The sequence below is a fragment of the Paenibacillus puldeungensis genome (genome assembly GCF_042678945.1).
In the GTDB taxonomy this organism is placed as follows: Bacteria; Bacillota; Bacilli; order Paenibacillales; family Paenibacillaceae; genus Fontibacillus; species Fontibacillus puldeungensis.
The window spans coordinates 1-25445 of the sequence record NZ_JBHTLM010000017.1 but is presented as its reverse complement, the minus strand read 5'-3'; the positions used below and the strand labels follow the sequence as shown (position 1 = coordinate 25445).

At 47.5% G+C, this 25445-nt stretch carries 22 protein-coding genes; 19 read left to right on the top strand and 3 right to left on the bottom strand.

Going from position 1 to position 25445, the window contains the following annotated elements:
• The first annotated feature begins 125 nt into the window (after positions 1-125).
• The 9 genes from ACFQ3W_RS19505 to ACFQ3W_RS19465 all read left to right on the top strand — a co-directional run bounded on the left by ACFQ3W_RS19505 (position 126) and on the right by ACFQ3W_RS19465 (position 11171).
• Positions 126-1769, top strand: a complete 1644-nt coding sequence (locus ACFQ3W_RS19505; RefSeq protein ID WP_379320907.1) for a S1C family serine protease — start codon at positions 126-128, stop codon at positions 1767-1769.
• Between the two features lie 139 nt (positions 1770-1908).
• A complete protein-coding gene (locus tag ACFQ3W_RS19500) occupies positions 1909-2598 on the top strand; it encodes a response regulator transcription factor (protein ID WP_379320906.1) in 690 nt (229 codons plus the stop codon).
• Between the two features lies 1 nt (position 2599).
• On the top strand, positions 2600-4060 hold the full coding sequence (locus ACFQ3W_RS19495; protein ID WP_379320905.1) for a sensor histidine kinase: 1461 nt from the start codon (positions 2600-2602) through the stop codon (positions 4058-4060).
• 64 nt (positions 4061-4124) lie between these two features.
• Entirely contained in the window at positions 4125-5084 is a 960-nt protein-coding gene (locus ACFQ3W_RS19490; RefSeq protein ID WP_379320986.1) for a 4-hydroxy-3-methylbut-2-enyl diphosphate reductase, read from the top strand.
• A 207-nt stretch (positions 5085-5291) separates the two neighbouring features.
• Complete coding sequence (locus ACFQ3W_RS19485; RefSeq protein WP_379320904.1) at positions 5292-5969, top strand: CAP domain-containing protein; 678 nt, start codon at positions 5292-5294, stop codon at positions 5967-5969.
• Positions 5970-7016: 1047 nt separating this feature from the next.
• Entirely contained in the window at positions 7017-8060 is a 1044-nt protein-coding gene (gene aroF, locus ACFQ3W_RS19480; protein ID WP_379320985.1) for a 3-deoxy-7-phosphoheptulonate synthase, read from the top strand.
• Positions 8061-8371: 311 nt separating this feature from the next.
• Complete coding sequence (glnA, locus tag ACFQ3W_RS19475; RefSeq protein ID WP_379320903.1) at positions 8372-9796, top strand: type I glutamate--ammonia ligase; 1425 nt, start codon at positions 8372-8374, stop codon at positions 9794-9796.
• Between the two features lie 152 nt (positions 9797-9948).
• On the top strand, positions 9949-10146 hold the full coding sequence (locus ACFQ3W_RS19470) for a DUF4177 domain-containing protein (protein WP_379320902.1): 198 nt from the start codon (positions 9949-9951) through the stop codon (positions 10144-10146).
• A 38-nt stretch (positions 10147-10184) separates the two neighbouring features.
• The gene (locus tag ACFQ3W_RS19465) at positions 10185-11171 is read left to right on the top strand and encodes a phosphotransferase enzyme family protein (protein WP_379320901.1); all 987 of its coding nucleotides are present in this window, start codon (positions 10185-10187) and stop codon (positions 11169-11171) included.
• Positions 11172-11238: 67 nt separating this feature from the next.
• Here the strand turns inward: ACFQ3W_RS19465 and ACFQ3W_RS19460 are convergent, their stop codons facing one another.
• Entirely contained in the window at positions 11239-12282 is a 1044-nt protein-coding gene (locus ACFQ3W_RS19460; protein ID WP_379320984.1) for a LacI family DNA-binding transcriptional regulator, read from the bottom strand.
• Between the two features lie 447 nt (positions 12283-12729).
• Between ACFQ3W_RS19460 and ACFQ3W_RS19455 the strand changes: the two genes are divergently transcribed.
• From ACFQ3W_RS19455 to ACFQ3W_RS19415, 9 genes are all read left to right on the top strand, one after another.
• Positions 12730-14103, top strand: coding sequence for an ABC transporter substrate-binding protein (locus tag ACFQ3W_RS19455; RefSeq protein ID WP_379320900.1), 1374 nt, complete (start codon positions 12730-12732; stop codon positions 14101-14103).
• A 106-nt stretch (positions 14104-14209) separates the two neighbouring features.
• Positions 14210-15103, top strand: coding sequence for a carbohydrate ABC transporter permease (locus ACFQ3W_RS19450; RefSeq protein ID WP_379320983.1), 894 nt, complete (start codon positions 14210-14212; stop codon positions 15101-15103).
• 1 nt (position 15104) lies between these two features.
• Complete coding sequence (locus tag ACFQ3W_RS19445) at positions 15105-15941, top strand: carbohydrate ABC transporter permease (RefSeq protein ID WP_379320899.1); 837 nt, start codon at positions 15105-15107, stop codon at positions 15939-15941.
• Between the two features lie 32 nt (positions 15942-15973).
• On the top strand, positions 15974-18700 hold the full coding sequence (locus ACFQ3W_RS19440; protein WP_379320898.1) for a GH36-type glycosyl hydrolase domain-containing protein: 2727 nt from the start codon (positions 15974-15976) through the stop codon (positions 18698-18700).
• 24 nt (positions 18701-18724) lie between these two features.
• The gene (locus ACFQ3W_RS19435) at positions 18725-19612 is read left to right on the top strand and encodes a hypothetical protein (RefSeq protein ID WP_379320897.1); all 888 of its coding nucleotides are present in this window, start codon (positions 18725-18727) and stop codon (positions 19610-19612) included.
• A 157-nt stretch (positions 19613-19769) separates the two neighbouring features.
• A complete protein-coding gene (gene serC / locus ACFQ3W_RS19430; RefSeq protein ID WP_379320896.1) occupies positions 19770-20858 on the top strand; it encodes a 3-phosphoserine/phosphohydroxythreonine transaminase in 1089 nt (362 codons plus the stop codon).
• A gap of 198 nt (positions 20859-21056) precedes the next feature.
• On the top strand, positions 21057-21521 hold the full coding sequence (gene trmL, locus ACFQ3W_RS19425) for a tRNA (uridine(34)/cytosine(34)/5-carboxymethylaminomethyluridine(34)-2'-O)-methyltransferase TrmL (RefSeq protein ID WP_379320982.1): 465 nt from the start codon (positions 21057-21059) through the stop codon (positions 21519-21521).
• Positions 21522-21542: 21 nt separating this feature from the next.
• A complete protein-coding gene (locus ACFQ3W_RS19420) occupies positions 21543-22112 on the top strand; it encodes a maltose acetyltransferase domain-containing protein (protein WP_379320895.1) in 570 nt (189 codons plus the stop codon).
• 95 nt (positions 22113-22207) lie between these two features.
• Entirely contained in the window at positions 22208-22453 is a 246-nt protein-coding gene (locus ACFQ3W_RS19415; protein WP_379320894.1) for an AbrB/MazE/SpoVT family DNA-binding domain-containing protein, read from the top strand.
• A 267-nt stretch (positions 22454-22720) separates the two neighbouring features.
• On the opposite strand, the gene ACFQ3W_RS19410 is transcribed toward ACFQ3W_RS19415, so the two are convergent.
• Together ACFQ3W_RS19410 and ACFQ3W_RS19405 are read right to left on the bottom strand one after the other, a co-directional pair.
• A complete protein-coding gene (locus tag ACFQ3W_RS19410; protein WP_379320893.1) occupies positions 22721-23788 on the bottom strand; it encodes a phosphodiester glycosidase family protein in 1068 nt (355 codons plus the stop codon).
• Complete coding sequence (locus tag ACFQ3W_RS19405; protein WP_379320892.1) at positions 23785-24195, bottom strand: hypothetical protein; 411 nt, start codon at positions 24193-24195, stop codon at positions 23785-23787. The genes ACFQ3W_RS19410 and ACFQ3W_RS19405 overlap by 4 nt, the downstream gene beginning before the upstream one ends.
• Before the next feature lie 212 nt (positions 24196-24407).
• Here ACFQ3W_RS19405 and ACFQ3W_RS19400 point away from each other — a divergent pair.
• A partial coding sequence (locus ACFQ3W_RS19400) for an aminotransferase class I/II-fold pyridoxal phosphate-dependent enzyme (RefSeq protein ID WP_379320891.1) occupies positions 24408-25445 on the top strand: 1038 nt, incomplete at its 3' end.

Sequence of the window (25445 nt, the reverse complement as noted above, 5' to 3'; positions counted from 1 at the left end):
TTCTATGACCGTTTCTAGCTTTTATCTCCTTTTTAATTGTTTTTAAGGTACCCTTAAGGTTTTTAGTACACAATAAAAACAAGCAAACAAGTACCCCTGCTAATACAGGGAAGGAGGCATACAAAATGGACGATCAAAAAGATAAACAAAGCCAAAATTTGGAGGATAACGTGAGCGATAAGCCGCAGGAATCTCCGGAAAAAGGCTCATCATATTATTATTCTTATGGACCTTTCCAATCCTATGGCAACGACAACAAAAATACGGAGGAATCGAATCGCGAACCTGTAACCGAGCATCGGCAATTGGATGAAGTGGAAATTACGAAGCCGCAGCCGGTGAAGCCGATTCCATCAGCTTACGATATCCGGCCTTCCGCTGGCGCATCAGGAGGTTGGAATGGGGATGGAAATAGCAGTTCTACTCCAAAGAATGGGGCAAACTGGCAATACAGCAAACCGCCGAAGAAGTTTTCCTTCCGCTCCGCTATCGCCGGTGCTTTGGCCGGAATGCTCATATTAACCGGTGCGATGGTCTTTGCTGACCGGGCGAATCTATTCTCTTCAGATCAAGCTGCAGTGGCCACATCGGCCTCGACATCTAATGGAACGACTTCCGGTACAACGTCAACAACGACAAACTCTAATTCGTCATCGAAAGCATCTACCGCATTATATCCAATTACTAATCAAGGAGACGTCACGAGAGTTGTACAGCAGGCCGGTCCGGCAGTCGTAAAAATCGAAACCTTGGTGAAGTCCAGTAAGCAAGGAAACAGTTCGAACCCTTACAGCAGCGATCCGTTTTACCGTTACTTCTTTGGAAACGATCCGTTCAGCGGAAACTCTGGAGGTAATAGCGGCAATAACGGCGGTTCTTCTTCCGGCTCCAATCAGCTCGTACCGACAGGCATCGGTTCCGGCTTCATTTTCGATAAAACCGGCTACATTTTGACGAACGAACACGTGGTGCACAACGCAGATGTTGTGCAAGTAACCGTACAGGACACAGAGAAGCCGTATGAGGCCAAAGTACTCGGCAAGAGCTATGAGCTCGACCTGGCTGTCCTGAAAATCGAAGGCAAAAACAATTTTCCTTCGATCCCGCTAGGGAATTCTGATACCGCACAAGTCGGCGAATGGATGGTTGCTATCGGTAACCCTCAAGGGTTTGACCATACGGTAACAGCTGGTGTGCTTAGCGCGAAGGAACGCGGTATCACTATCGCTGGTGAAAACGGCGAAAAAGATCGGCAGTATGAACACTTGCTGCAAACTGACGCTTCAATTAATCCTGGTAACTCCGGTGGTCCGCTCTTGAATCTGAACGGTGAAGTCATCGGCATTAATGTGGCCGTCAGCTCGGATTCCCAAGGGATTGGGTTTGCCATCCCGACCAGCACGATTAATGAAGTGCTTGATAAACTGAAGAATAATGAGAAAATTCCGCAAAAACCAGTTCCATTTATCGGTGCTACGCTGATGACCATGACGGATGAAGTAGCTAAACAAATGGGCACCAATGTAAAAGAAGGATCGGTTGTCACTAATGTCATCTTCAAGTCGCCGGCTTACACTGCAGACCTTCGTCCATATGACATTATCGTAGGAGCAAACGGTACGAAATATGCAACGAAAGAAAAACTCATTGAATACATTCAAAAGCAAAAGGTCGGCGCAAAAGTTACCTTCAATGTGATTCGTGATGGCAAATCCGTTGATTTGGACATCACGATCGGCGACAAAAATCAATTCACCAATTTGGAATAACCGTATATGGATCGTCGAGCCGAATGAGGAGAGGCGGCAGGGATTAGCCTGCCGCCTCTTTGGTATAGATGCGCTCCGCGTTCTACATTTGCTAATATGAGAAGAGAAGAAATACACGATACGACAAGGAGAGGTTCCGGTGAGATCGGGAATATTAGTCATTGATGACGATGAGAAAATCACATCCATGCTGCGTCGCGGCCTGGCATTTGAGGGATATGACGTATATACGGCGAATAATGGAGCGGAAGGGCTGTCCATGATCCTGAGCGCTGATCCGGATTTGATTATTCTGGATGTGATGATGCCGAAGATCGACGGCTTTGAAGTGTGCCGGCGCTTGCGTGAAGGGGGCAGTACCGTGCCGGTGCTGATGTTGACCGCCAAGGATGAGGTTGAGAACCGGGTGAAGGGGCTAGATATCGGTGCCGATGATTACCTGGTCAAACCGTTTGCATTGGAGGAACTGCTAGCTCGGGTGAGAGCTTTGCTTCGCCGCAAGGATACCTCCGGAGAGGGAGGCGGCCAACGTCTGATCTTTGAGGATATTGTGATGGATCTGGAGTCGCGTGAGGTGGTGCGCGCCGGGGACCGGCTTGAGCTGACGGCCAAGGAATTTGAACTGCTGCACCTGTTCATGCAGAATCCTAAGCGCCTGCTGACCCGCGATTTGATTATGGATAAAATATGGGGTTACGACTACAGCGGGGAGTCCAATGTGTTGGAAGTCTATATTGCCATGCTGAGACAAAAAACGGAGGAGCACGGTGGGAAGCGTGTCATTCAAACGATCCGAGGCGCCGGTTACATTCTGAGAGGGGACGCCTAACATGTCGATCCGGTTACGCCTGACCGCTTGGTATACCGGCATGTTGGCGATTATGCTCATTCTTTTTAGCGTATCGATTTTTGGGCTAGTCAGATATAACACGTTTGAGGAAGTAAAGAAAAAATTGAGCGAGCAAGCCGATCAAATTTTGAGTACCACCAATGTTACACTTTCACAAGGCTGGAACATGGATTTCGAGCCTGAACAGAGAATGCGGTTGGAGGATGCGCGAATATCCTGGCAGCTAAACAACTATGTTACCGGCATCGCCCGTAGGTCAAGCGGGTTGCGCGAGCGTAATATCGCTTTTCCCGTGCCTGACATTGAAGACATCGGAAAAAAAGGCAAGTTTCAAAACATCACAATAAACGGAAATTCCTATATTTTGTATGAAAGAGCTCTTGTTCTTAATGAGAATACGATTGTCGGATTACTGCAGCTGGCCGCAGACACCAACGCCGAAAATCGGCTGATGCATCAAATGCGCACCGTTTTGCTGTTTGGATCCGTATTCCTTATCATTATTGCCAGCTCGTTAGGAATGTTCCTTGCCCGCAAATCGATGGCACCGATCGGCAAGGTAATTGAGGCAGCGAACGGCATTCAGACCGGGAATGATCTAAGCGTGCGTATCGACTACAACGGTCCCAATGACGAGATCGGCCGCCTGATCGGGACCGTAAACGGAATGCTGGAGAGGACTGAGGGATTTTACAAGGAGCTGGATGAAGCATATTCGGCACAGCGCCGCTTTGTATCCGATGCATCGCATGAGCTTAGAACTCCGCTTACAACGATTCGCGGCAACGTGGATCTTTTAAAGAAAATGTGGAGCCCGGACGCCAAGAAGAGAGATACGCTTGAAGAGGATGAGGTAAGAGATTATTCGCTGGAGGCGGTAAGTGACATCGCGGCCGAATCGGAGCGGATGAGCCGTCTTGTCAATGATATGCTGTCGCTGGCTCGCGCTGATGCAGGTCAAACAGTCACGAAGGAGCCGATCTTACTTCAGCCGGTGGTCGAGGAGGTTATCCGCCGTGCTCAATTTCTTCCCCGCAAGGCAGAGTGGATTCAGGGGAATCTGGATGCGTTGGAGGATACCTGTGTTAACGGGAGCAAAGATTATTTACAGCAAATGCTGTTCATCTTCATTGAAAATGCGTTTAAGTATACCCAGGAGGGCAGCGTGACGATCGACGCCATTCGCTCAGGTAAGCAAATTGGGATTCGAATTGCCGATACCGGGATCGGAATGGACCGCGGCGAGGTTCCGCATATCTTCGAACGGTTCTACCGGGCGGATCCTTCTCGGGGAGTCATTCAAGGCACTGGACTAGGTTTATCGATCGCCAAGTGGATCATTGATGAGCATGATGGATCTGTAGAGGTTATGACAAAGCTTGGGGAAGGAACGACCTTTATCATCTGGCTCCCGGCCATCTTTAACGCCTTTCCGGAATAAGATATAATAGAATAGCTTCCCTCCGTCAGGAAATTTGGGAAACAAGAAAGAAGGGATCGAAGCTATGGAAGTCATTAAAATATCGCCGCGCGGCTACTGCTACGGCGTTGTAGATGCGATGGTACTGGCCAGACAGGCAGCGAAAAACCTCGACTTGCCGCGGCCGATTTATATATTAGGCATGATTGTCCATAACAGTCATGTCACGAATTCCTTTGAGGATGAAGGGATCATTACACTGGATGGGCCTAACCGACTGGACATTTTAAATCAGGTGGACCGGGGGACCGTTATTTTTACCGCGCACGGAGTGTCGCCGGAGGTTCGTAAGCTGGCGCGGGAGAGAGGACTCACCACCGTTGATGCCACTTGTCCCGATGTTACGAAAACCCATACACTGATTTCTGAGAAAGTAGCAGAAGGCTATGAAGTGATTTATATCGGAAAGAAGGGGCATCCGGAGCCGGAAGGTGCCGTCGGTGTCTCGCCAGGGCGCGTTCATCTAATTGAGAAGGAAGAGGAAATCGCTGATCTGAACTTGACCGCAGACAAAATCGTGATCACGAATCAGACAACGATGAGTCAGTGGGACATCAAGCATATTATGAAAAAACTGCTGGAAAAGTATCCGGGTGCAGAAGTACACAATGAGATTTGCCTCGCAACGCAGATGCGGCAGGAGGCGGTTGCAGAGCAAGCAGGGCAGGCGGATCTGGTCATCGTGGTCGGTGATCCTCGCAGCAACAATTCCAATCGGCTGGCCCAGGTGGCCGAGGAGATCGCTGGTGTAAGGGCGTACCGGATCGCTGACGTGACGGAGCTGAAGCAGGAATGGCTTCAGGGGATCAGTAAAGTGGCGGTCACCTCCGGCGCATCTACACCGACCCCGATCACGAAGGAAGTCATCAATTATTTGGAGCAGTATGATTCGGCAAATCCGGCTACATGGGAAATTCACCGGACAGTTAACATGAAGAAGCTTCTACCGCCTGTGAAGGCTTTAGCAAGCGACAATAAGGAATAATATCGAAGTAAATCTACGTGATTAGGCGTTGCGACGATTGCCGTCCCTTCTATGATGAGGTAAATCCTCTCAAGAAAGGACGGTTTTTTGTATGCTCTTCCAACATTTGCGGGGATCCTTCTTCTCTAGTTTCATGTTATACTCCTAATTGTAAAGGTTACAAAAATGTAACCAAAGATTAACAATAGCAGCTAAGGAGATGACAACATGAGAAAACCTTATATGAAACGCTTGGTGACTGGCGGGCTAACCGCATTGCTGACTGCAGGCTTGATCCTTCCGGCTTCGGCTTCTGCAGGATCATATATGACTTATCAAACAACTAATACAACATATAAAACGGTTAACTGGACAACATATTTCAACTCCATCCCTTGGAATACTGTATATACGCCACAGCCGGTGCAGCAAAAACCAGTACAGCAGCAGCCGGTGCAGCAAAAACCGGTACAACAGCCTGCGAAGCAACCGGTTCAAACTGGAAACCAAGTAGCGACCGGAACAACGGCAGATAAGTCCCAGTTTGCTACCCAAGTGATTACTCTGGTTAATCAGGAGCGTGCAAAACAAGGCCTGAAGCCACTCACCGGCGATTATGCGCTGAACAAAATGGCTCTCGCAAAAGCGCAGGATATGAGTCAAAATAAGTATTTTGATCACAATTCACCAACTCAGGGATCACCATTTGATATGATGAAATCGTATGGTATATTGTACAGCTACGCTGGCGAAAATATCGCCATGGGTCAAAAAACGCCTGCTGATGTTGTAAACGCTTGGATGAACAGCGCCGGGCACCGTGCTAACATTCTTAGTGCTAATTTCAATCTAATCGGCGTCGGCTATTATAACGGCTACTGGGCTCAGGAGTTTGTTGGTCGTTAATCGATTTTGGCCTTACTAAATACATTTAGAGGCAGGTCACCATATAGGACCGTCCGAAGATATTTTCGGACGGTTTTCTTAACAGTATAGAATTTATAATTTCTGGGGAAAGAATTTTGTTAGCTATGTATGTGGGACGAAAAAAGCGTATAGTTTAGCCAGAATGAAGATGAAGCGGGGGACAAGCACCGCACTTTCAAACCTTGTAGACGATCAGCAAAAGAGTAATATGTGAGTGGAAAATCGGCGTCGGACTTACGACTAAATGCATTTCCTGCAGTTAAATGCCGCTTATTTGGAACCTTTGAGCATTTAAATGCAGAAAGTGCAGCTAAAATCGGCAAAACGAACCTGCCAAGGCAAATTGCCTCATTTTAGATGTACGAAATGCAACTAAAATTCCAAAAGCTTCAGTTTGTGCGGAAATAGCTGTATATAATACATCTACTGTCGAAGGGTGAGAGACAAGAAGCAAAAGGATGTGACCAAGAGTAAAACACTACCCTTAGCCCGCGGTCGAACTCCCCTGATAGACGCCTAATAGATCGGTGAGATTTTGAAAAAAGCTGCAGGGAGCAAGGAATAGAACAGAAGAGGGAATGGGTATGGGGTGGAAAGTTTACGGCCCGCCTTTAAAGTCGTGTTCTGACCCTATGATTCGTTCCTTAAGAACACGACTTTAACAGCGGGTGAAACCCCATACCCATCCCTCCCATCACCCCAATGTAGAAGTCTAAGCTAACTCAAAGGACGCCGTCAGGCGTTTTTCTTATATTCAAGGGCTTGTATGATGACTTCCAATTGCAGAGAGGATTCACTGTTTTAACTCACTTGCCCTTCCTTTGTGTGTCTTTCCTTTTCGTGCGGTTGCTAGGAAAGCAATCTTGAAGGTTGGGCTTGACGGAAAGGATGTAATCCTATATAGTTACTTTAATGGATAAAAGCTTAAAAGCGAACAAGCGTTCAAGTGAAATAGCATTTAACTTAATGGATGGCTGATTCTGAATTTAATTATAGTTGGCCTATAGGATGAGAGGATGAGTGAAGATGATCGTAATTACTTCTAACCATACGCCTGAGGAGCGCGTACAGGAAATTATTGCAGTGATCGAAAAGGAAGGCTTGCAGACGCATGTATCCCGCGGCAAAGATCGTACCGTCATCGGTTTGATCGGATCCATCGAACCGAAACTGGCTGAGCATCTTCGCCAAATGAAGGATGTTGAAAATGTCATTAAAATTTCAAAATCATATAAACTGGCAAGCAGGGATTTTCACCCTGAGGATACAGTAATTACTATAGGCGATGTAAAAATAGGTGGCAGTGACCTGGTAGTAATGGGCGGCCCATGTGCAGTAGAATCGCCACAGCAAATTGACGATATCGCTAGATTGGTTAAGGCAGCTGGAGGTCAGGTGCTCCGTGGCGGTGCGTTCAAACCGCGTACGGGTCCATACAGCTTCCAGGGGATCGGTGTAGAAGGTCTCATTATGATGGCCGAGGCTGGGAAAAAGCATGGCCTGTTAACCATTACTGAGGTAATGACTCCCGAATACGTTGACGTATGCGCCGAGTATGCCGATATACTGCAGGTTGGTACACGTAATATGCAAAACTTCGACCTGCTGCGGAAGCTGGGTACATGTAATAAGCCTGTCCTGCTGAAACGCGGCTTCAGCGCCACTTACGACGAATTTCTCAACGCAGCGGAATACATCTTGGCCGGCGGCAACCCGAATGTTATGTTATGCGAACGCGGCATCCGCACGTTTGAAACCTATACGAGAAATACGCTGGACCTGGCGGCGATTCCAGTTCTTCAAAGCCTCAGCCATCTGCCGGTCATTTCCGACCCGAGCCACGGTACAGGACGGCGCGAGTTGGTTGAGCCGATGGCGAAAGCTTCGGTGGCAGCAGGTGCCAACGGACTTATTATCGAGATGCATACCGACCCGGACAACTCGATGACCGGCGATGGAGTTCAATCGCTATTCCCTGATCAATTTGCAGCATTGCTGGAAGATTTGGAAAAGCTGGCTCCACTTGTGGGAAAACGCTTTGATACGCCAAAGGCGCCAGTACAAGTTTAAGTAAAAGTCGATTTTTGATCACATTTGGTTGCAATTTTTCCACTCGAAAATATCTTTATTCCTTTGGCTCCTTCGTCATGGTGGCGGAGGGGCTTTTTTTAGATTATAGACACCGATAGGCGGTTTACTTATACTTTTTGTCGATAAATTTGTACTCAGTGTCACGATACCTAACATGAGACATAAAAATACCTGACATAAGTATTGACGAGATAACTTGCTGGCTCTATAATGACGACAGACTAAAACAAAAGGATGAACGTTACTCGCAATAACGAGATTTAATGTTCGTGATTTGGGGAGGAAAGTGTATGTCAGCAGAGTTCGTTTTAAAAACTATCAAAGAAAAACAAATTGAATGGGTGGATTTTCGATTTGTTGACTTGTCGGGACGGGCGCACCATATTACTCTTCCAGCGAAAGAAGTGGACGAGAATACATTCGTTAATGGCGTAGCTTTCGACGGATCGTCAATTCCGGGTTTCCGCGGTATTGAGGAATCGGACATGGTTATGATGCCGGATGAAGGCGCAGTTTTCGTAGATCCGTTTACAGCTCATCCAACGTTGAATGTATTTTGCGATATCTATACGCCGGACGGCGAGCGTTACGAGCGTGACCCACGCAGTATCGCAGTACGTGCGGAAGAATATTTGAAAGAGACCGGAATTGGTACGGCAGCTTTCTTTGCTCCAGAATCTGAGTTCTTTATTTTTGACGATGTACGGTTTGAAAGCGGCATGAACAAAACCTTCTACTCGGTAGATTCCGAAGAAGCTATGTGGAACACCGGCCGTGTTGAAGAAGGCGGAAACCTGGGTTATAAAGTTCCGGTTAAAGGCGGTTATGTTCCGGTTGCACCAACGGACAAACAGCAAGACATCCGTAGTGAAATGTGCCGGTTGCTTGAAGAAACTGGTATTCGCGTAGAACGTCACCACCACGAAGTGGCAACTTCTGGTCAAGCGGAAATCAACTTCCGTTTTGATACGCTGCTGAAAACAGCCGATAACCTGATGGTGTACAAATATATTGTTCACAATACGGCGGCTCAATTCGGAAAGACGGCAACCTTTATGCCAAAACCGTTGTTCGGTGATAATGGTAGCGGGATGCACGTTCACCAATCGATCTTTAACGGCGATACTCCGATGTTCTATGAAAAAGGCGCTTATGCCAACCTGAGCGAAACAGCGCTGCATTACATCGGCGGTATTCTGTACCATGCACCTGCTCTGATCGCTTTCACGAATCCAAGCACCAACTCGTTTAAACGTCTGGTTCCAGGCTTTGAAGCACCGGTTAACCTTGTTTACTCCAAAGGTAACCGCTCGGCAGCTGTCCGTATTCCAGTCGCTGCTGTAACGCCTAAAGGCTGCCGGATCGAGTTCCGTACTCCGGACTCCACAGCGAACCCTTATCTGGCCTTCTCCGCAATGCTGATGGCTGGCCTTGACGGAATCAAGAACAAAATCGACCCGGTTAAACTCGGATACGGACCTTTCGATAAAAACATTTATGAATTGTCCGCCGCTGAAAAAGCTCAAATCCGCAGCGTTCCAGGTTCGCTTGAAGAAGCTCTGAGCGCTCTGGAAGCCGATTCCGAGTTCTTGACTCAAGGTGGCGTATTCACACAAGCGTTCATCAGCAACTTCGTTGAACTGAAACGTGCTGAAGCGAGATCCGTAGCGGTTAGAGTACATCCTTACGAATTCGGACTTTATTACGATCTGTAATATTAGCGCTAACGTCAAGAAGCCGTCCTCAGAAGGCACCATGCCTCGAGGGCGGCTTTTTTTGTATTATATTTGTTACTGTTCTTCTTTCTTTGGTTTAGTAGACTTTTCTTAAGCAATTAAAGCTAATCCAGTTAAGGAGAAGAGACAAAATGGAGCAATGGGAGTACAAAACAATCAAATACAAGACCGGAGGATTTTTAGGGGGGAAAGTAGACGCCGAACAATTTGAGCATGAATTGAACCAATATGGTTTTGAGGGCTGGGAGCTCGTTTCCTGCTTCGATACAAATCTATCTCAAGGGCAATCGAGAGACGTCATTATCGTTTTTAAGAGAAGAAGGGCCTGATGTTCTAAGGCCATTCAGTAGGAGAGAGAGGTGTATGTATGGAGCATGCTGTATTAGCGAAGCAAGTTATAAAATCCTATTTTTTGACGGATCCCCAACTCAAATTCCTTCGACATAATGAGAATATCACCTATAAAGTCACGGACGGAACAGATCAGAAAAGTTATTTGCTGCGTATCCATACACCAGCTTCCGAAGGCTTTGCGGGCGTACAGAATACTTTACAAGGCATTCAGTCCGAAATGATTCTTCTGAGGGAGCTAAATAACAATAAATCGTTATGTGTCCAAAAACCGATTGCGAATAGTTGTGGCGAGTATGTTACCATATACTACACTCATGAATGTGACACTCCATACTTTGCGACGTTATTATCGTGGATCGAAGGGGCAACGCTAACCCTCAAGGAAGAAAACGGTAGTGAAATAGCCTTCGCAATAGGAGAAACATTGGCAACTTTCCACGAGACATCACGCCGTCGCATGCCAATTCAAAATTTAATTAGGCCTATGTACGATGCGGAACGAATTGATGTTGCCATAAGTGAACTTCAAGTCGGTGTGGAATTAAATTTGTACAGTCGAGGACAGTATCAAACGATTCAAGAAGTTCTTGAACTAGTAAAGGGGCAGCTTAGGGAGTTGGATAAGCAGGAAAACTCTTGGGGTCTTATCCATGCAGACTTACAATTAGGAAATATTATTATGCATGAAAGTAGGCCTTGCCTCATCGATTTTAGTTTATCTGGATATGGTTATGATTTGTTCGATGTAGGCAGCGCATCTTCTATGCTCCCAAGCGATCTAAGAGGAGCATTTCTAAACGGCTATTCGGCTAAAAGAGCATTTACGCTTAATGATTTGCGGTACGTTGAAGGCTTAATTTTTATGGACATTTTTATCAGCTACGTTTTTTTTATTCGGGATTCTAACAGAAACAGTTGGATTAAAAAGAATGCGGCAGAAATTTGTGATACTCTATGTATGGACTTTTTAGAGGGGAAATCAGTTTATTATTGTTTCTAAACAAAAGCGCGAGCTGGTAGGGAAAAGAGTCCTACGCTCACGCTTTTCTAGTCAAATTCTAAGCCGTTTAAGGCTCCATTGCAGGAATTCCGGCTTGTCTTAGCTTGCTGCCGCAAGATTCGCGGACAACCAGCTCGGGTTCTACGACGACATTGCTCGTTTCCGACTGGTTATTAATCAAGTCGTAAAGCAAGGAGGCCGCGAGTCTGCCGATCTTGTCCTTGTTCTGACGGATCGTAGTCAGCGCCGGGCTCGTATATTTACATGCGTCTATATCATCGCAGCCGACGATGGCGATATCCTCAGGAACGCGAAGTTGGTGCTCTTTGAGCGCACGCATGGCGCCGATGGCGATCAGGTCCGAGGCGGCGAAGATCGCCTGAGGCAATCTGCCGTTCTCAATCATTTTGTTCATCGCCTCGTAACCACTCGATTCAAAGAAGTTGTCCCCATTGACGAACCAGGAATCTGTAACAGGAAGGCCAAAGCTTTCAATCGCATCCTTATAACCATTCTCACGCATATTCGAAATGTCCGATTCAAGGGTGCTACCGATATAGCCAAGCTCACGATAGCCCAGTAAATAGAAGTGCTCGACCACTTTGTATGACATTTTATAGTTATCGGACATGATATACCCCGAGCTTTTGCCGGTTAACTGAATATCTACACCGATGCAGGGAATTTCGCTATGATCCAGCTCGCTGATCGAAGGTTCAACCTCTTGCCCGGTAACGATGATGCATCCGTCTACTTGATAGTGCAGGCAACGGGCCAGATAGTCGCCATCAACCGAGTAGAACTTTTCATTGGAGAAAAAGAGTAAATCGTAGCCTAAAAATCCCATCTGCTTCTTGAAGGCATTAAGCACCTCAATAAAGAAAGGATGAGTAAAATCCACATTCAGTTTCCCCGCGAAAATAACTCCGATTAAATTCGATTTTTTCGTAGCCAGCGTTTTCGCTGAATTAGAGGGGACATAGCCGGTCTGCTTCATGATTTCGAGAACTTTCGCTTTCGTTTCCTCGGATATATCACTGTAGTTATTAATGATCTTTGAAACGGTAGATACCGATACACCGGCCATTTCCGCTATTTTTTTAATATTGATCGACAAAGGTATTGCCCCCTTATTAACGAACGATTCCTCCTCCTATTATAGCTCTAATTTGGAGAATAGAAACCAAAAATTTTTACGTTTTACGAAAATAATTTCGTAAATAGTCTACTTGGTTTTCGGACCTTCGTCAACGCTAACATCAAGATAAGATAATGTTTAAAATGCTTGATAATAAAGGGCTTTTATTCCTTAAGCGGATACAGTACATTCTCGTAAAAGACAAAAAAAGATTCAGAAAAAATGTCTTTACAAACCAAAATATTGGTGTAATAATGTGTTTGTCGAAACCGCTTTCGGTAAAATATCCCGATAGACAGCTTAAGATGGATTATTACAGCGAAAATTTTCGGGAACGGTCCTTTCCATGAGGCATCATTACAGCCAGAGGGAATCGAAACGTGAGTTCGCATTTCATTACCAAATTTAGGGGGTTACAGCATGGTTGTCAAAAAAATTACTGCCTTGGTACTGGCCGGTGCACTAACGCTCGGTCTGGCAGCTTGCGGCAATGGCGGCAATTCGGGCGGGAACGCAGCTCCGGCAAACGGAGGAAATTCTGGGTCCAAATCTAGTGGCGACAAGAAAGTGGTCAAGATTCTCCATTGGAAGCAAGACAATATCAACAAAGCGATGGAAGAGATCAACAAAGCTTTCGAAGAGAAATATCCGGAATATAAGGTGGAATATACGACAACCGGTCCGGATGACGAGTTTAAACAGGCGCAAAGAGCGAGAATTACCGCAAATGACGTCGATGTTATGGCGGACTTGTCAGGTATGAGATTGTCTCCACAGGATTGGACTCCGGGAGCGAAGGTGCCGGATTGGCAGCAGTGGATTGATTCCGGTCTGATCGCCGACTTGTCCAATCAAGCCTTCGTAAAGAACTGGAACGCGAACGATATTGCTAAAGCGGGTACCTACAAAGATAAGGTATATGCGATCCCAACCGGGAAAGTGGCGATGTCCGGCCTGTTCTACAATAAGCAAATCTTCGAAGAGAACGGACTTACCGTTCCGAAAACCTGGTCCGAATTCATCAAGCTTTGCGACGCTTTGAAAGCGAAAGGCATTACGCCGATCGGTGTTGCCGGTAAAGACGTATGGCCTTTGAAGCTGCCGGTGTTTGCGCTCCAAGCAAAAATCTTGGGCGGCGGCGATCAACAAAAATGGATCGAAGGCGTATGGAAAGGTACAACTGCTTACAACGATGCTGAAGCGGTAGAAGTACTTGATAAGATGAAGACTCTTCAAGACAAATATATGATCGATGGATTTATGGGTATCGATTATGCATCCGCACCAGCAATTTTCGCTACCGGTAAAGTGGCTATGCTGGCTGACGGCTCATGGGATGCACCGACAATTGCAACAGCAAACCCAGATCTGAAATTCGGTTACTTCCCGGTACCGGCTACGGAAGATGCGACAAAAAATGCTTCCTTCGTCGGTAAATACGATGTGACTTGGTATGTTGCCGAAAAAGGCCCGAACAAAGAGGGCGGCCTCAAATGGCTGGAATTCTTCTCGCAGCCTGAGAACTATACGAAATTTGTTAAAGCTGCCGGATTTATTCCTACACAGGACAACATCTCTACAGACAGCGAATTTATTGATAAAGAGCTGACTCCATACCTTGGCGATTTCGAGCTTGCTTATGAAATTATGATGATCAACCGTGATAATGTCGGCGAACACCTCGCTGCAGAAGGTGTTCACACCGAATACTTGGCTCCGGGCGGACAATTTAAAACTGCAAAAGAGCTGGCCGATGTACAACAAAAAGAATGGGAAGCTGCTGCTCCTAAATAATGAGTATTAAACGTTAGAATGCTTCAAATAAGTGATCATACTGTCTCGGGGTCTGAATGCATCAGACCCCGATCATTTATTGATTTGGATCTGTGAGGTGAGAGAGATGTATCCTTTTGGCAAAGGCATTTCCCGCTACGTACCGTATTTTCTCCTGATGATTCCTCTCGTACTGTACGTAGTTTTTTATTTTGGCCCATCCATGTTAACCGTCATTTATTCTTTTACAGACGTCAAGAACATTCCCGGCAGTCCGGTTCATTTTGTCGGCCTTGACAATTATCATGACCTGTTCTTTTCCGGAAACTCTGGAGAGCGATGGATCTCCATTATCAATACATTGATTTTTATGTTTGTCGTAACGATCGTGCAGAACGGCGTTGCCCTGTTTGTGGCTGTATTGATTAACCAGCGGCTGCGTGGGGACTACTTCTACCGCGCCGTATTTTTCCTGCCGGTCGTACTTGGCGTAGCCGTCGTGGCGTTAATCTGGGGAATGATGTTTGACCCGATGAGTGGTCCGGTCAACATGCTGTACAACTGGCTGTTCGGTTATAAAGATATGTTTTTCGCCAGCTTTACGCATGCGTTCGGTTATATTATTTTCGTGCAAATCTGGATGTACATGGGTTACTCCATGCTGATCTTCCTGGCTGGATTGCAAACCGTGCCTAAGGATCTGTATGAAGCCGGCTATATCGATGGAACGAACAAATGGCAGTCCTTCCGCCACATTACTTTTCCACTGATTGCTCCGTCGTTTACGGTAAACATGCTGCTTTCGATCATCGGCGCTATGTCGACCTTTGACATTATTTTGGCTACGACGGACGGACGCTTCAATACGAGAACGATGGCTTACGACGTGTACAAGGAGACATTCCGCGGCAGCCTGGAGATGGGGCTTCCTTCGGCGCTATCCGTTGTACAGTTCCTGATCATTCTCGTATTTGTCGTCGTTGCTGTGAAACAGACGCGTAAGAGAGAGGTGGAATACTAAAATGAAGAACTCCAAATCCTTTCTAGTTCTTTCTTATGTCGTCATCGCCGTCTTGCTTGTTCTTTATGTTGTACCATTGATTCTGGTGCTTAACGTTTCATTGAAATCGTATCCGGAGTATTTGCTCAATCCGATCGGGTTCGTTAAAGAGGTACAGTGGAGCAACTATGTAACCGCCTGGACTGAAGGCAATTTTGCTAATTATTTCGTCAACAGCGTGATCTACACTGTGGCGGCTACTGTGCTCACGATCATCGTATCGGTACTGGGGGCTTTTCCGGTGGCTCGGGGTTATGTTAAATGGAGCGGGTTCATCTACCTGTTCTTTCTGCTTTCTCAATTTCTTCCGAATCCGATGGTCGCACAGTATAAGTTGATGCTTTCGTTTAAAGAGAGCCTCGATTTCTTCGGCTATGATACGAAGCTGGGCTATATTATTCTGAAAACGAGCGGTACGGGCGTGGTGTTCATGATGTTCGTCGGATACATCAAATCGATCAGCCGTGAGCTGGACGAAGCGGCCGGGATCGACGGCTCCGGTTACTTCCGATATTTGTTTCAAATGATTCTTCCTTTAATGAAGCCGGTCATTGCGACAGGTGTAATTCTAACAGCTATCGGCATCTGGAACGATTTCGTCGGTCCGATCATGTATTTGCCAAGCAAAGCGAATTACCCAATCACGTTCGGTCTGAAGGAATTCAAGGGCCAATACGGCAACAACTGGCCGCTGCTGGCTTGCGGGATTACGATTGTTGCGGCTCCGCTTATTTTACTGTACACCTTTATCCAGAAATATTTGGTAGACGGCGCACTGGCAGGGGCTGTGAAATCATAACCAAGTGAAACTAGAGTGAGAGGAAGAACCATATGAAAGACAAAGGCTGGAAATATATTGGAAACGAGGGAGAGTTCAGACTGGAACAGCCGGAGCTGAACAGCTACCTGTACTTTCCTTTGGTCAACGAAGCGGGAATGATGTCGGCGATTTCTCCGAACTTGCACGGGGAACTGACTTCAGGACACAACACGTTTTTGCTGGAGCCAATTTCGGTGGAGAGCCTGCATAACTCCAAAGCGGCTCGCAATTTCTGGCTCCATATTGAAGAGTATGGCGCATGGTCTGTGACAGGAAATTCGGCTAGACAAAATGCGGAGTTGTTCTCAGACTCCAAGGAGCGGACATACATCGATGCGGGTTTTTTATGGCATTCATTAACCCGTGAGAACGAGAAGCTTGGATTAAAGGCTGAAACGATTAGCTTTGTACCCGTAACGGACGAAAAAATCGAGCTGATGCAGGTTCGGCTTACGAATACAGGGACCAAGACGCTTAAGTTTACGCCTACTGCAGCTATTCCGCTCTATGGCCGGTCGGCTGACGATCTCAGGGACCATCGGCACGTCACATCGCTGCTCCACCGGATCTTCACATCCGCTTATGGAATTGAGGTACAACCGGCGTTATCGTTCGACGAGCGCGGCCATCGGGTCAATAAAGTCACCTACGGCGTGCTTGGAGCTGATGCGGCAGGACATGCGCCACTCGGCTTTTTCCCAATCACCGAGGATTTTATCGGGGAAGGGGGAGCGTATGACTGGCCGAAGGCGGTCGCCAAAAACCTGCCAATCTCAGAGAAATCAGGCGCGGCCTTGGAAGGATATGAAGCGGTTGGAGCGCTACGTTTTGCTAGTACGGAATTGCAGCCAGGGGAATCGGCGTCCTATGTTGTCGCCATGATTATTTCTGACGACCGCTTGGACTCTGAACGTTATGCTACCACATATTTGTCGGCTCAGCGCTTTGAGGAGCTATTAAACCAAAACCAGGCTTACTGGCGCCAAAAGCTGGATACCATTTCGTTCCATTCTGCGGATACGAAGCAGGATTTGTGGATGAAATGGGTAACACTTCAACCGATTTTACGCCGCTTGTACGGCAATTCTTTCCTGCCGTACCACGACTATGGGCGTGGCGGCCGGGGCTGGCGCGACCTGTGGCAGGATTGTTTGGCGCTTATGGTGATGGAACCGGCAGAGGTAAGATATCTGCTGCTCAACAATTATGCCGGTGTGCGGATGGACGGCAGTAACGCCACGATCATCGGCAACAAGCCCGGGGAATTTGTCGCCGATCGAAACAACATTCCTAGGGTGTGGATGGATCATGGGGCTTGGCCGCTGCTCACCACTCTGCTGTATGTTCACCAAAGCGGCGATTTGGACTTCGTGCTGCAGCCACAGGTGTATTTCCGTGACAGCTTCGTCAAACGCTGCCACGAGCGCGATTTGAGCTGGTCACCGGAGCAAGGAAACCGGCTGCTCACGAAGGATGGCCGCGAGTATCAGGGGACAATTCTGGAGCATATTTTGCTGCAAAATGTGGTGCCTTTCTTTAATGTAGGGGAGAACGGAAACATCAAGCTCGAAGGAGCGGACTGGAACGATGGGCTGGATCTGGCACCGGCTCGTGGTGAAAGTGTTGCATTTACCGCATTTTATGCAAGCAATCTGATGGAGCTGTCCGAACTGCTGCTGCATTTACGTGAAGGTCGCGGCTGCGACGCTGTAGAGATTGCCGAAGAAATCGCCGTGCTGCTCGATACTTTATCGGAGCCGTTGAACTATGATAGTATTTCAGATAAGCACGCTCTATTAAATCGTTATTATGATTCGATTATTCCTGTGGTTAGTGGCAAGAAGCAGCAGCTCGACATCGAGAAAGTTGCCGCTGATTTAAGAAGGAAAGCGGAGTGGTGCATAGAGCATCTACGCCGAAATGAATGGATCGTGAACAAAGAAGGCTATGCGTGGTATAACGGATATTACAACAATGATGCGAAGCGTGTTGAAGGAGATTATCCAGAAGGTGTGCGCATGACACTGACGGGTCAGGTGTTCAGCATTATGGGCGGAGTGGCTACCCATGAGCAGGTCGCCCAAATTACGGCTGCTGTCGATCGGTATTTAAAGGACGAGAACATTGGCTATCGGTTGAATTCCCGTTTTGGTGGTATTCAACAAAACCTGGGTCGGGCGTTCGGATTTGCCTTTGGCCATAAAGAGAACGGCGCCATGTTCAGCCATATGACGGTGATGTACGCCAACGCGCTGTATAAACGCGGCTTTGTAGCCCAAGGAAAGCAAGTTCTCGATTCGGTATACCGGCTTTCCACGAATTTTGAGAGAAGCCGGATGTATCCGGGCATACCGGAATACATCAATGAGCGGGGGCGGGGCATGTATCCGTATTTGACCGGCTCGGCGAGCTGGCTGCTGCTTACGCAGCTGACGGAGGTGTACGGTGTTAAGGGCTATTATGGCGATCTTCAGCTAGAGCCAAAGCTTGTAAAATCTGAGTTTAACGAGGCGGGCGAGGCTTCAGTGGAAACGCTGTTTGCCGATCGGATGTTCAAGATCGTATATTCCAATCCGCAGCATGCCGACTATGGGCAATACCGGGTCGCTTCCGTTCAGTTAGACGGACAGCCGTTGCCTTTGACGAGCAAGGACAAAGAATGCTTGATTAGCCGCTCGATTCTGGAAGCCCTGCCTAAACAAGGTGTCCATCGGATTGACATCACGCTCGCCATGTAGAGGATAGAAGGGGAAGTATAGTGTATGGCTTATCAATTGAAAAATAAACAACTGGTGATTGATATTGCAGAAATAGGGGAGCCCTACCGGGGCTCCCGCTTTGAATGGGCCGGATTTATAACCGGTGTTAAGCTAATTGGGGGCAATCATACGTTTTGTGTGGAGGAAAGCCTGACTCCGGGGGAAGGAACTGGGGGACAGGGGCTGTGTAGCGAATTTGGCATTACAAAACCTGTCGGGTACGATGAAGCAAAGACGGGCGACTTGTTTCCGAAGCTGGGAATTGGTCTTTTGACCCGTCCGGACGAAGCGGAGTACCAATTTTTTCGGGAATATCAGATAGATCCATTTGAGGTCGAGGTGCGTCAGGTAACGGACAAAGCCATCGAATTTGTCGCTTTGCCTCGGGAGTGTCTTGGTTATGCGGCAAAGATCATCAAGACGATTTCCATTGAGGATAGTCGGCTGAAGATCGAGTATACCCTTCATAATATAGGTCAAAAACCGATTCGCACTGAGGAATATTGCCATAATTTCCTTGGTATTGATAATCATCCGGTCGGCCCCGATTATACATTGAAATTTCCTCTCCAGTTTAAACCATGGAGCGATGAGGCCGAGACGGTGGAAGACCTAGTGTTTACGGGCTCAGATGTAACCTGGAAACGTCAGCCGGCTCAGCCCTTTTACTTCCGTTTACCGGGTTTCGACGGAAGTGAAAATCCATGGTTATGGGAGCTGCTTCATCGCCCCAGCGGGGTAGGAATACGAGAACTGAGTAAGTTTTCCGTTGCGTCTGCAGCGGTATGGGGAATAGGTCATGTTATCTCGCCGGAGATGTTCATAGAAGTAAACGTGGAGCCAGGTTTAACGAAAACGTGGTCCCGAGTTTATGAATTTTTCGCGGAATAGCGGCTTTGTCTTTGATGAGATGAAGCGTTAATGTGTCAATTCTGTAAATTGTGTTATTTTTACGAAATATCGGCTTGCTGGGTCACCGAATAGTTGCTATGATAGTCCTTATATTACTTCGAACCATAGATATAATGGAAGGGAAGGATGGGGATTCATGAGTAACAGAGCATTTAACTTTAATGCTGGACCAGCAGCGCTGCCGCTTGAAGTGCTGGAACGCGCGCAAGCAGAATTTGTTGATTTTCAAGGTACAGGCATGTCAATTATGGAGATGTCACACCGCGGTGCGGTTTATGAGGGTGTTCATAATGACACAGCCAGCCGTTTGCTGAAACTGCTCGGTAATCCATCCGGCTACCAGGTTCTGTTCCTGCAAGGGGGAGCGTCTACGCAATTTGCGATGCTGCCGATGAACCTGTTGACTGAAGGAAAAACGGCCGGTTACGTGAAGTCGGGAAGCTGGGCAAACAAGGCGCTTAAGGAAGCTAAGCTCATCGGAGACACGTTTATCGCGTCGTCATCGGAAGAAGATAAATATATGTCGACTCCTGATGTAAGTCGTTTGCAGCTTCCGGAAAATACGGCTTATGTGCATCTGACTTCCAACGAAACGATCGAAGGAACGCAGTTCCGTGAGTTCCCGGATACTGGTAGCGTTCCGCTCATTGCAGATATGTCGAGCGATATTTTGTGCCGTCCGTTTGACCTGAATCAATTCGGGCTCGTCTACGCAGGCGCTCAGAAAAATTTGGGCCCGTCCGGACTAACGGTTGTGATCGCTCGCGAGGAGCTTCTGAAGAATTCGCCGAAGCATTTGCCGACGATGTTCCGTTACGATACGCACGCCGAAAGCAACTCACTGTACAACACTCCGCCTTCCTTCTCCGTATATATGATGAATGAAGTCCTGAAATGGATCGAAGAGCAAGGATCCCTGGAAGGAATAGAGGAGAAAAACCGGGAGAAAGCAGACTTGCTGTATCAAACGATTGATAACAGCGGCGGATTCTACCGGGGGTGCGTCCATCCTGAGGACCGCTCGATCATGAACGTAACGTTCCGCATGGCATCGGAAGAACTCGAGAAATTGTTCGTGAAGGAATCGGAAAAAGAAGGCTTTGTGGGTCTGAAAGGGCATCGCAGCGTTGGCGGCCTTCGTGCTTCGATTTACAACGCTGTTCCTTACGGCAGTATCAAAGCCCTTGTTGACTTTATGAATCAATTCCAGAAGTCGCATGGCTAATAACGTAGGACAACCCTAGCCTGACTCGGGAAAAAGGGGCTTGCTCCGGTTACCTGATGTTAAAGATTAAACTTCAGCCTTCATCATCGCATTGTATGTGGTGATGGAGGTTTTTTGGCATTAGACGATTTGATATAATGAAGCAAGTGCTGTCCGGAAGGGACAAGCTAATTTTATGGGATGAAGGTGTTGATCATCATGGCATTACATATCGTACTGGTGGAGCCGGAAATTCCGGCTAATACGGGAAATATCGCTAGAACATGCGCTGCAACAGGCATTCACTTGCATTTGGTTCGGCCGCTGGGCTTTCGTACAGATGATGCGACGTTAAAGAGGGCTGGATTGGATTATTGGTATGCCGTTCACATCGAATATCATGACTCATTCCAAGAGGTTGAGGAAAAATACGCCGGAAGCCGGTTTTTCTTCGCTACAACAAAAGCCAAAAATCGTTATACGGACTTTACGTTCCAGGACGGGGATTTCTTCGTCTTCGGTAAAGAAACAAAAGGACTTCCGCCGGAAATTTTAGCGGCGCATCCGGAGACGATCATGCGGATGCCTATGACCGATAAGGTACGCTCCTTGAATTTGTCCAATTCAGCGGCCATTATCGTTTACGAGGCACTGCGGCAGCTCGATTTTCCCGGGATGGAGTAATAGAAGGTAGAGGAGCAGAGAATGGTGCATACGAAAACAGAAAAAGAGAAAATGCTTGGCGGGGAATGGTATAATGCGGCTGACCCGATTCTGGTGTCTGAACGACTTCGGGCTCGGAAGCTAACCCGAGAGTACAATGAGACCGAAGAAGGAGAAGAAGAAAAAAGGGAACGGATTTTGAAGAAATTGTTTGGGGCTTCCGGAGAGCATATTTATATAGAGCCAACGTTCAAGTGCGACTATGGGACGAATATTTATGTCGGCGATTATTTCTATGCCAATTTTGATTGCGTGATCCTGGACGTATGTGAGGTGCATATCGGGGATCACTGCTTTATGGCTCCGGGCGTGCACATTTATACGGCGACGCATCCACTTCATCCCAACGACCGAAATTCGGGCGCAGAATTCGGTAAACCGGTCACAATTGGCAACAACGTGTGGGTCGGAGGGCGTGCGGTCATAGTTCCGGGAGTTACAATCGGAGATAATGCGGTCATTGCCGCCGGGGCAGTAGTCACGAAGGATGTGCCTAGTGGTACGGTGGTAGGAGGAAATCCGGCGAAAATAATTAAAAAAGTAGAAATTTAGCAGGAATCCTGAAAATCATAGCGAACTATAATAGATTAGGTATTTGGTTCTATTTTTACATAACTATTAATTTTCAGGAGAGGTGTACAATCATTATGAAACCAGCTGGTGTGGTCCGAAAAGTGGACCAACTCGGGAGAATCGTTCTACCTAAGTCGTTGCGCAAGAGATATCAAATGAACGAGGGGGACCCCGTCGAAATTTTGGTGCAGGGCGACCATATCATTTTAGAAAGATATCGTCCGAAATGCGTATTCTGTGGCTCTATGGAAGGCGTAAGTGACTTCAAAGAGCGTTCCATCTGTAATCAATGCTTGATCGAAATGAATCAACTGTCCTAATGCTCAAAAATAAAGCAAACAGAAATAAATAAGCTTCCCTTTAGGGAAGCTTATTTATTTACAGGCCCTTCGTTTTATCGTCGTTGTATGCAGCGGTTAAAATACCGCACAGGAACATGGCCAGCACGAGAGCGATAATCCAGAACGTCATCGAAAAGGACAAAACGGACACCTCCACGCTTGAACTCTTGCCCCTATTATACCCGCCCAGAGGCTAAAAATAAATCCTAAATATGATATATTTCATAGACATTGGAAAACGGTAAATTATTTAAAAAACAAAAAGTGCGTGGGCACTGGCCGTAAAGCTCCATCGGACGGATTATTTACGACTGTATCGCCTACAATGAGTGAGGATGAACCGCCGCCGTCTAGATTGTAGGCATTCTGAACGCCCATCGCAAACAATTTGTTCTGGAGCTCCGTCAGTGTTGCTCCGGAACTTCCATTTTCATCACGACCGTCCACAACAAGGATGAGCAGTTGATCATCACGGTAGTTGCCAATCACCGTACGCGGCGCCCGGAGCGGAGAAACCTGCCATTTCAGCGGGATGGGAGCTTTTTGTCCGTTATGAAGAAGGATAGGAACAAAGGAAGCACCGTATAAAGGCTGCAGTCTATCCAAATCCTCCTTGCGGTCAAACTGTCCTCCGATCAGCTTTCCGGTTTTACTGATGCCTACGAAAAACAAATCTTTAAAAGACGGTTGAAAACCGTTTACGTATTTACCGTTAACTACGGTGGTACTGAGAGGATACCGTTTGCCTCTGGAGTCAGCAAAACCGCCGGCGTTGATGCCTGCCACAGCGCCATAACGATCTACTACCCGCTTGGTCGTCTCAGCACCGCCTACCGAATCTTTGCCTAAAGCCATTTTCATGGCGTTTGGTTCCTTCAGCTTCACCTTCATCGCATAGCCGTGGTAAGTCCCAGGATTAAGCTTATACAATTCAATCCGAATTCGATCGCTATGAATCGATTCATACGGGGTTCCGAGTTTGGACGAAATTCTCCGATTGTAAATATACTCGGGCCGTCCCGCAGCGGTTTGGGACTTTGTGACGATAGAGCTCATCGTAGTCGTCGTTTTATGGTATAGCTCCGCCGTTTTTCGAATGGAAGTCATCGTCGTCTTGGCATTGCTTTTTGCTTGATCCAGCCCTTTTGATACCGCTGCCGTCGTCTGGATAATATCAGCCTTTGGTGTGATGACATTTGCCTCATTAGACCAATCAATATTGGTTCCACTAAGTGATAAGGCGATTAAAAGGCCCAGCATAGGACCGGTTGCCAGCAAGAAAAAACGGTTAATTCGCTTGATCGTGGTAATCATTTCAACAAATCCATCTTCTTTTGCAGCGTGGCTAGCTGCTGCTTAACCTCTTTAAGCTGGGAATACAATTTATTGCTATTGTCCGTTTTTTTGCTGGTATTGTCTTTCGTAAATGTGAGCAGCTCGTTGAAAGTATCGACCTTGCTCTGTAGCCCTTTGACTTCTTTGGAAAGTGCAGTCAACTGCTTGGAGTAATCGGCTTTCATGACTGCTGTCTGGCTTTGCCATTTGGCATCCAGCTGGTCCATCATCGAATTCTTTAAATGATTGCTGTAAATGAGAGCGGAGACAGTGCCAATACCGATTAGGAGTACCCAGGTTAGCAGTATCATGGCTACGGAAGGCCCTTTCTTTTTCCTGTTGCGCGTCGGATTAGTTGCGCTTACAGGCTCCGTAGAGTAAGACATGAAATCACCTCGGGTCAATTATTATGCAGTACTCATTCTATCACGGCAGCATTTTGTTGGCAAAAATGATAGATATAATAAGAAGATTTACGTGAGAGGATTTCGGCAATCCTTGTTTCAAACCTGTTGTTGTATAGGAAATTTGTCCTGATGTACAATCGCCGTAAATGCATTCAAATTATGGATGTGAGAACAGAGCGGAGGGATGAGCATTGGAGTTATGGATGGAAATGCTTAAACGACGCTTGCCTCTGTCCTATGCCCGGGAGCTGGAAGCATCTTGGAATACCGGGGAACTCCTTTCGCTGATCGGTATGCGAGACTGGGCAGAGGATGGAGATAAGGGTGGATGGCTGCCTATTTGTGTGGGTGATTTGTTAGATTCCGCAGCTGGATTCGGAGAATTTAGTGTTGAGCTTTGCAAGGAACGGGAAAAGAAAAAGAGGGTCGATGTGTTTAGTTCGAAAAGCGATACAGCTACGGAAGATGGGGGATCCAGAGACGTAGAAGTGGAAGAAAGTGCCGAAGGTGCTCTGTTGAATCAGCTTGCTGCAATCTATGAGCGCAAAGAAGGGGCAGGGACGGATTCGCAGAACCTAATGTTCACGGAGTGCACTGAGCAGGCACTTGATCTACTGCTGCGGAGTTTAGTAGGGGAGGGCGGAGCGGTGCTGGTCGAGACACCTACCTCCGCGGAGGCGCTTGAGTTGATGAGGCACCGCGGCGTGCATGCTGTTCCCGTGGCATGCGACATGGATGGCATGCTGCCTGATGATCTGCGGCGGAAATCGTCTGGCGGTCAATACAGACCGGTCATGGTGTATGTAACACCGCAGTATTCTAACCCGTCCGGCAGGGTATGGAGCCGGGAGCGGAGGATTGAACTGCTGAAGGTTTGCGCAGAGCTGCACTTGACTGTGGTAGAAGATGAGACAACAGGAGGGTGGCTTTTCGCCGAAGCGACGTCGTTTGGCGCATCGGAGGAGGATAACGCGGAAGCGGAGTCCGCATCTGTGCCTGTGTCGGTGGGTTCGGTGACCCCTGACAAATCGTTGTATCAATTATGCCGGAGCGAAGAGGTTAAGAACAGCAAAGTGATTGCCATTGGTTCTTTCGAGGGGACGTTTGCGCTGCCGTCCAAGTTGGCTTGGCTGCGCGCCGCGCCGGAGCTGCTGGTGCGCCTGCGGCGGGCTTTATCGGCGCCGGAGCTCCGCGCCGCTGAGAAGGCGGCAGGCGCGGGGCTCCGGCGC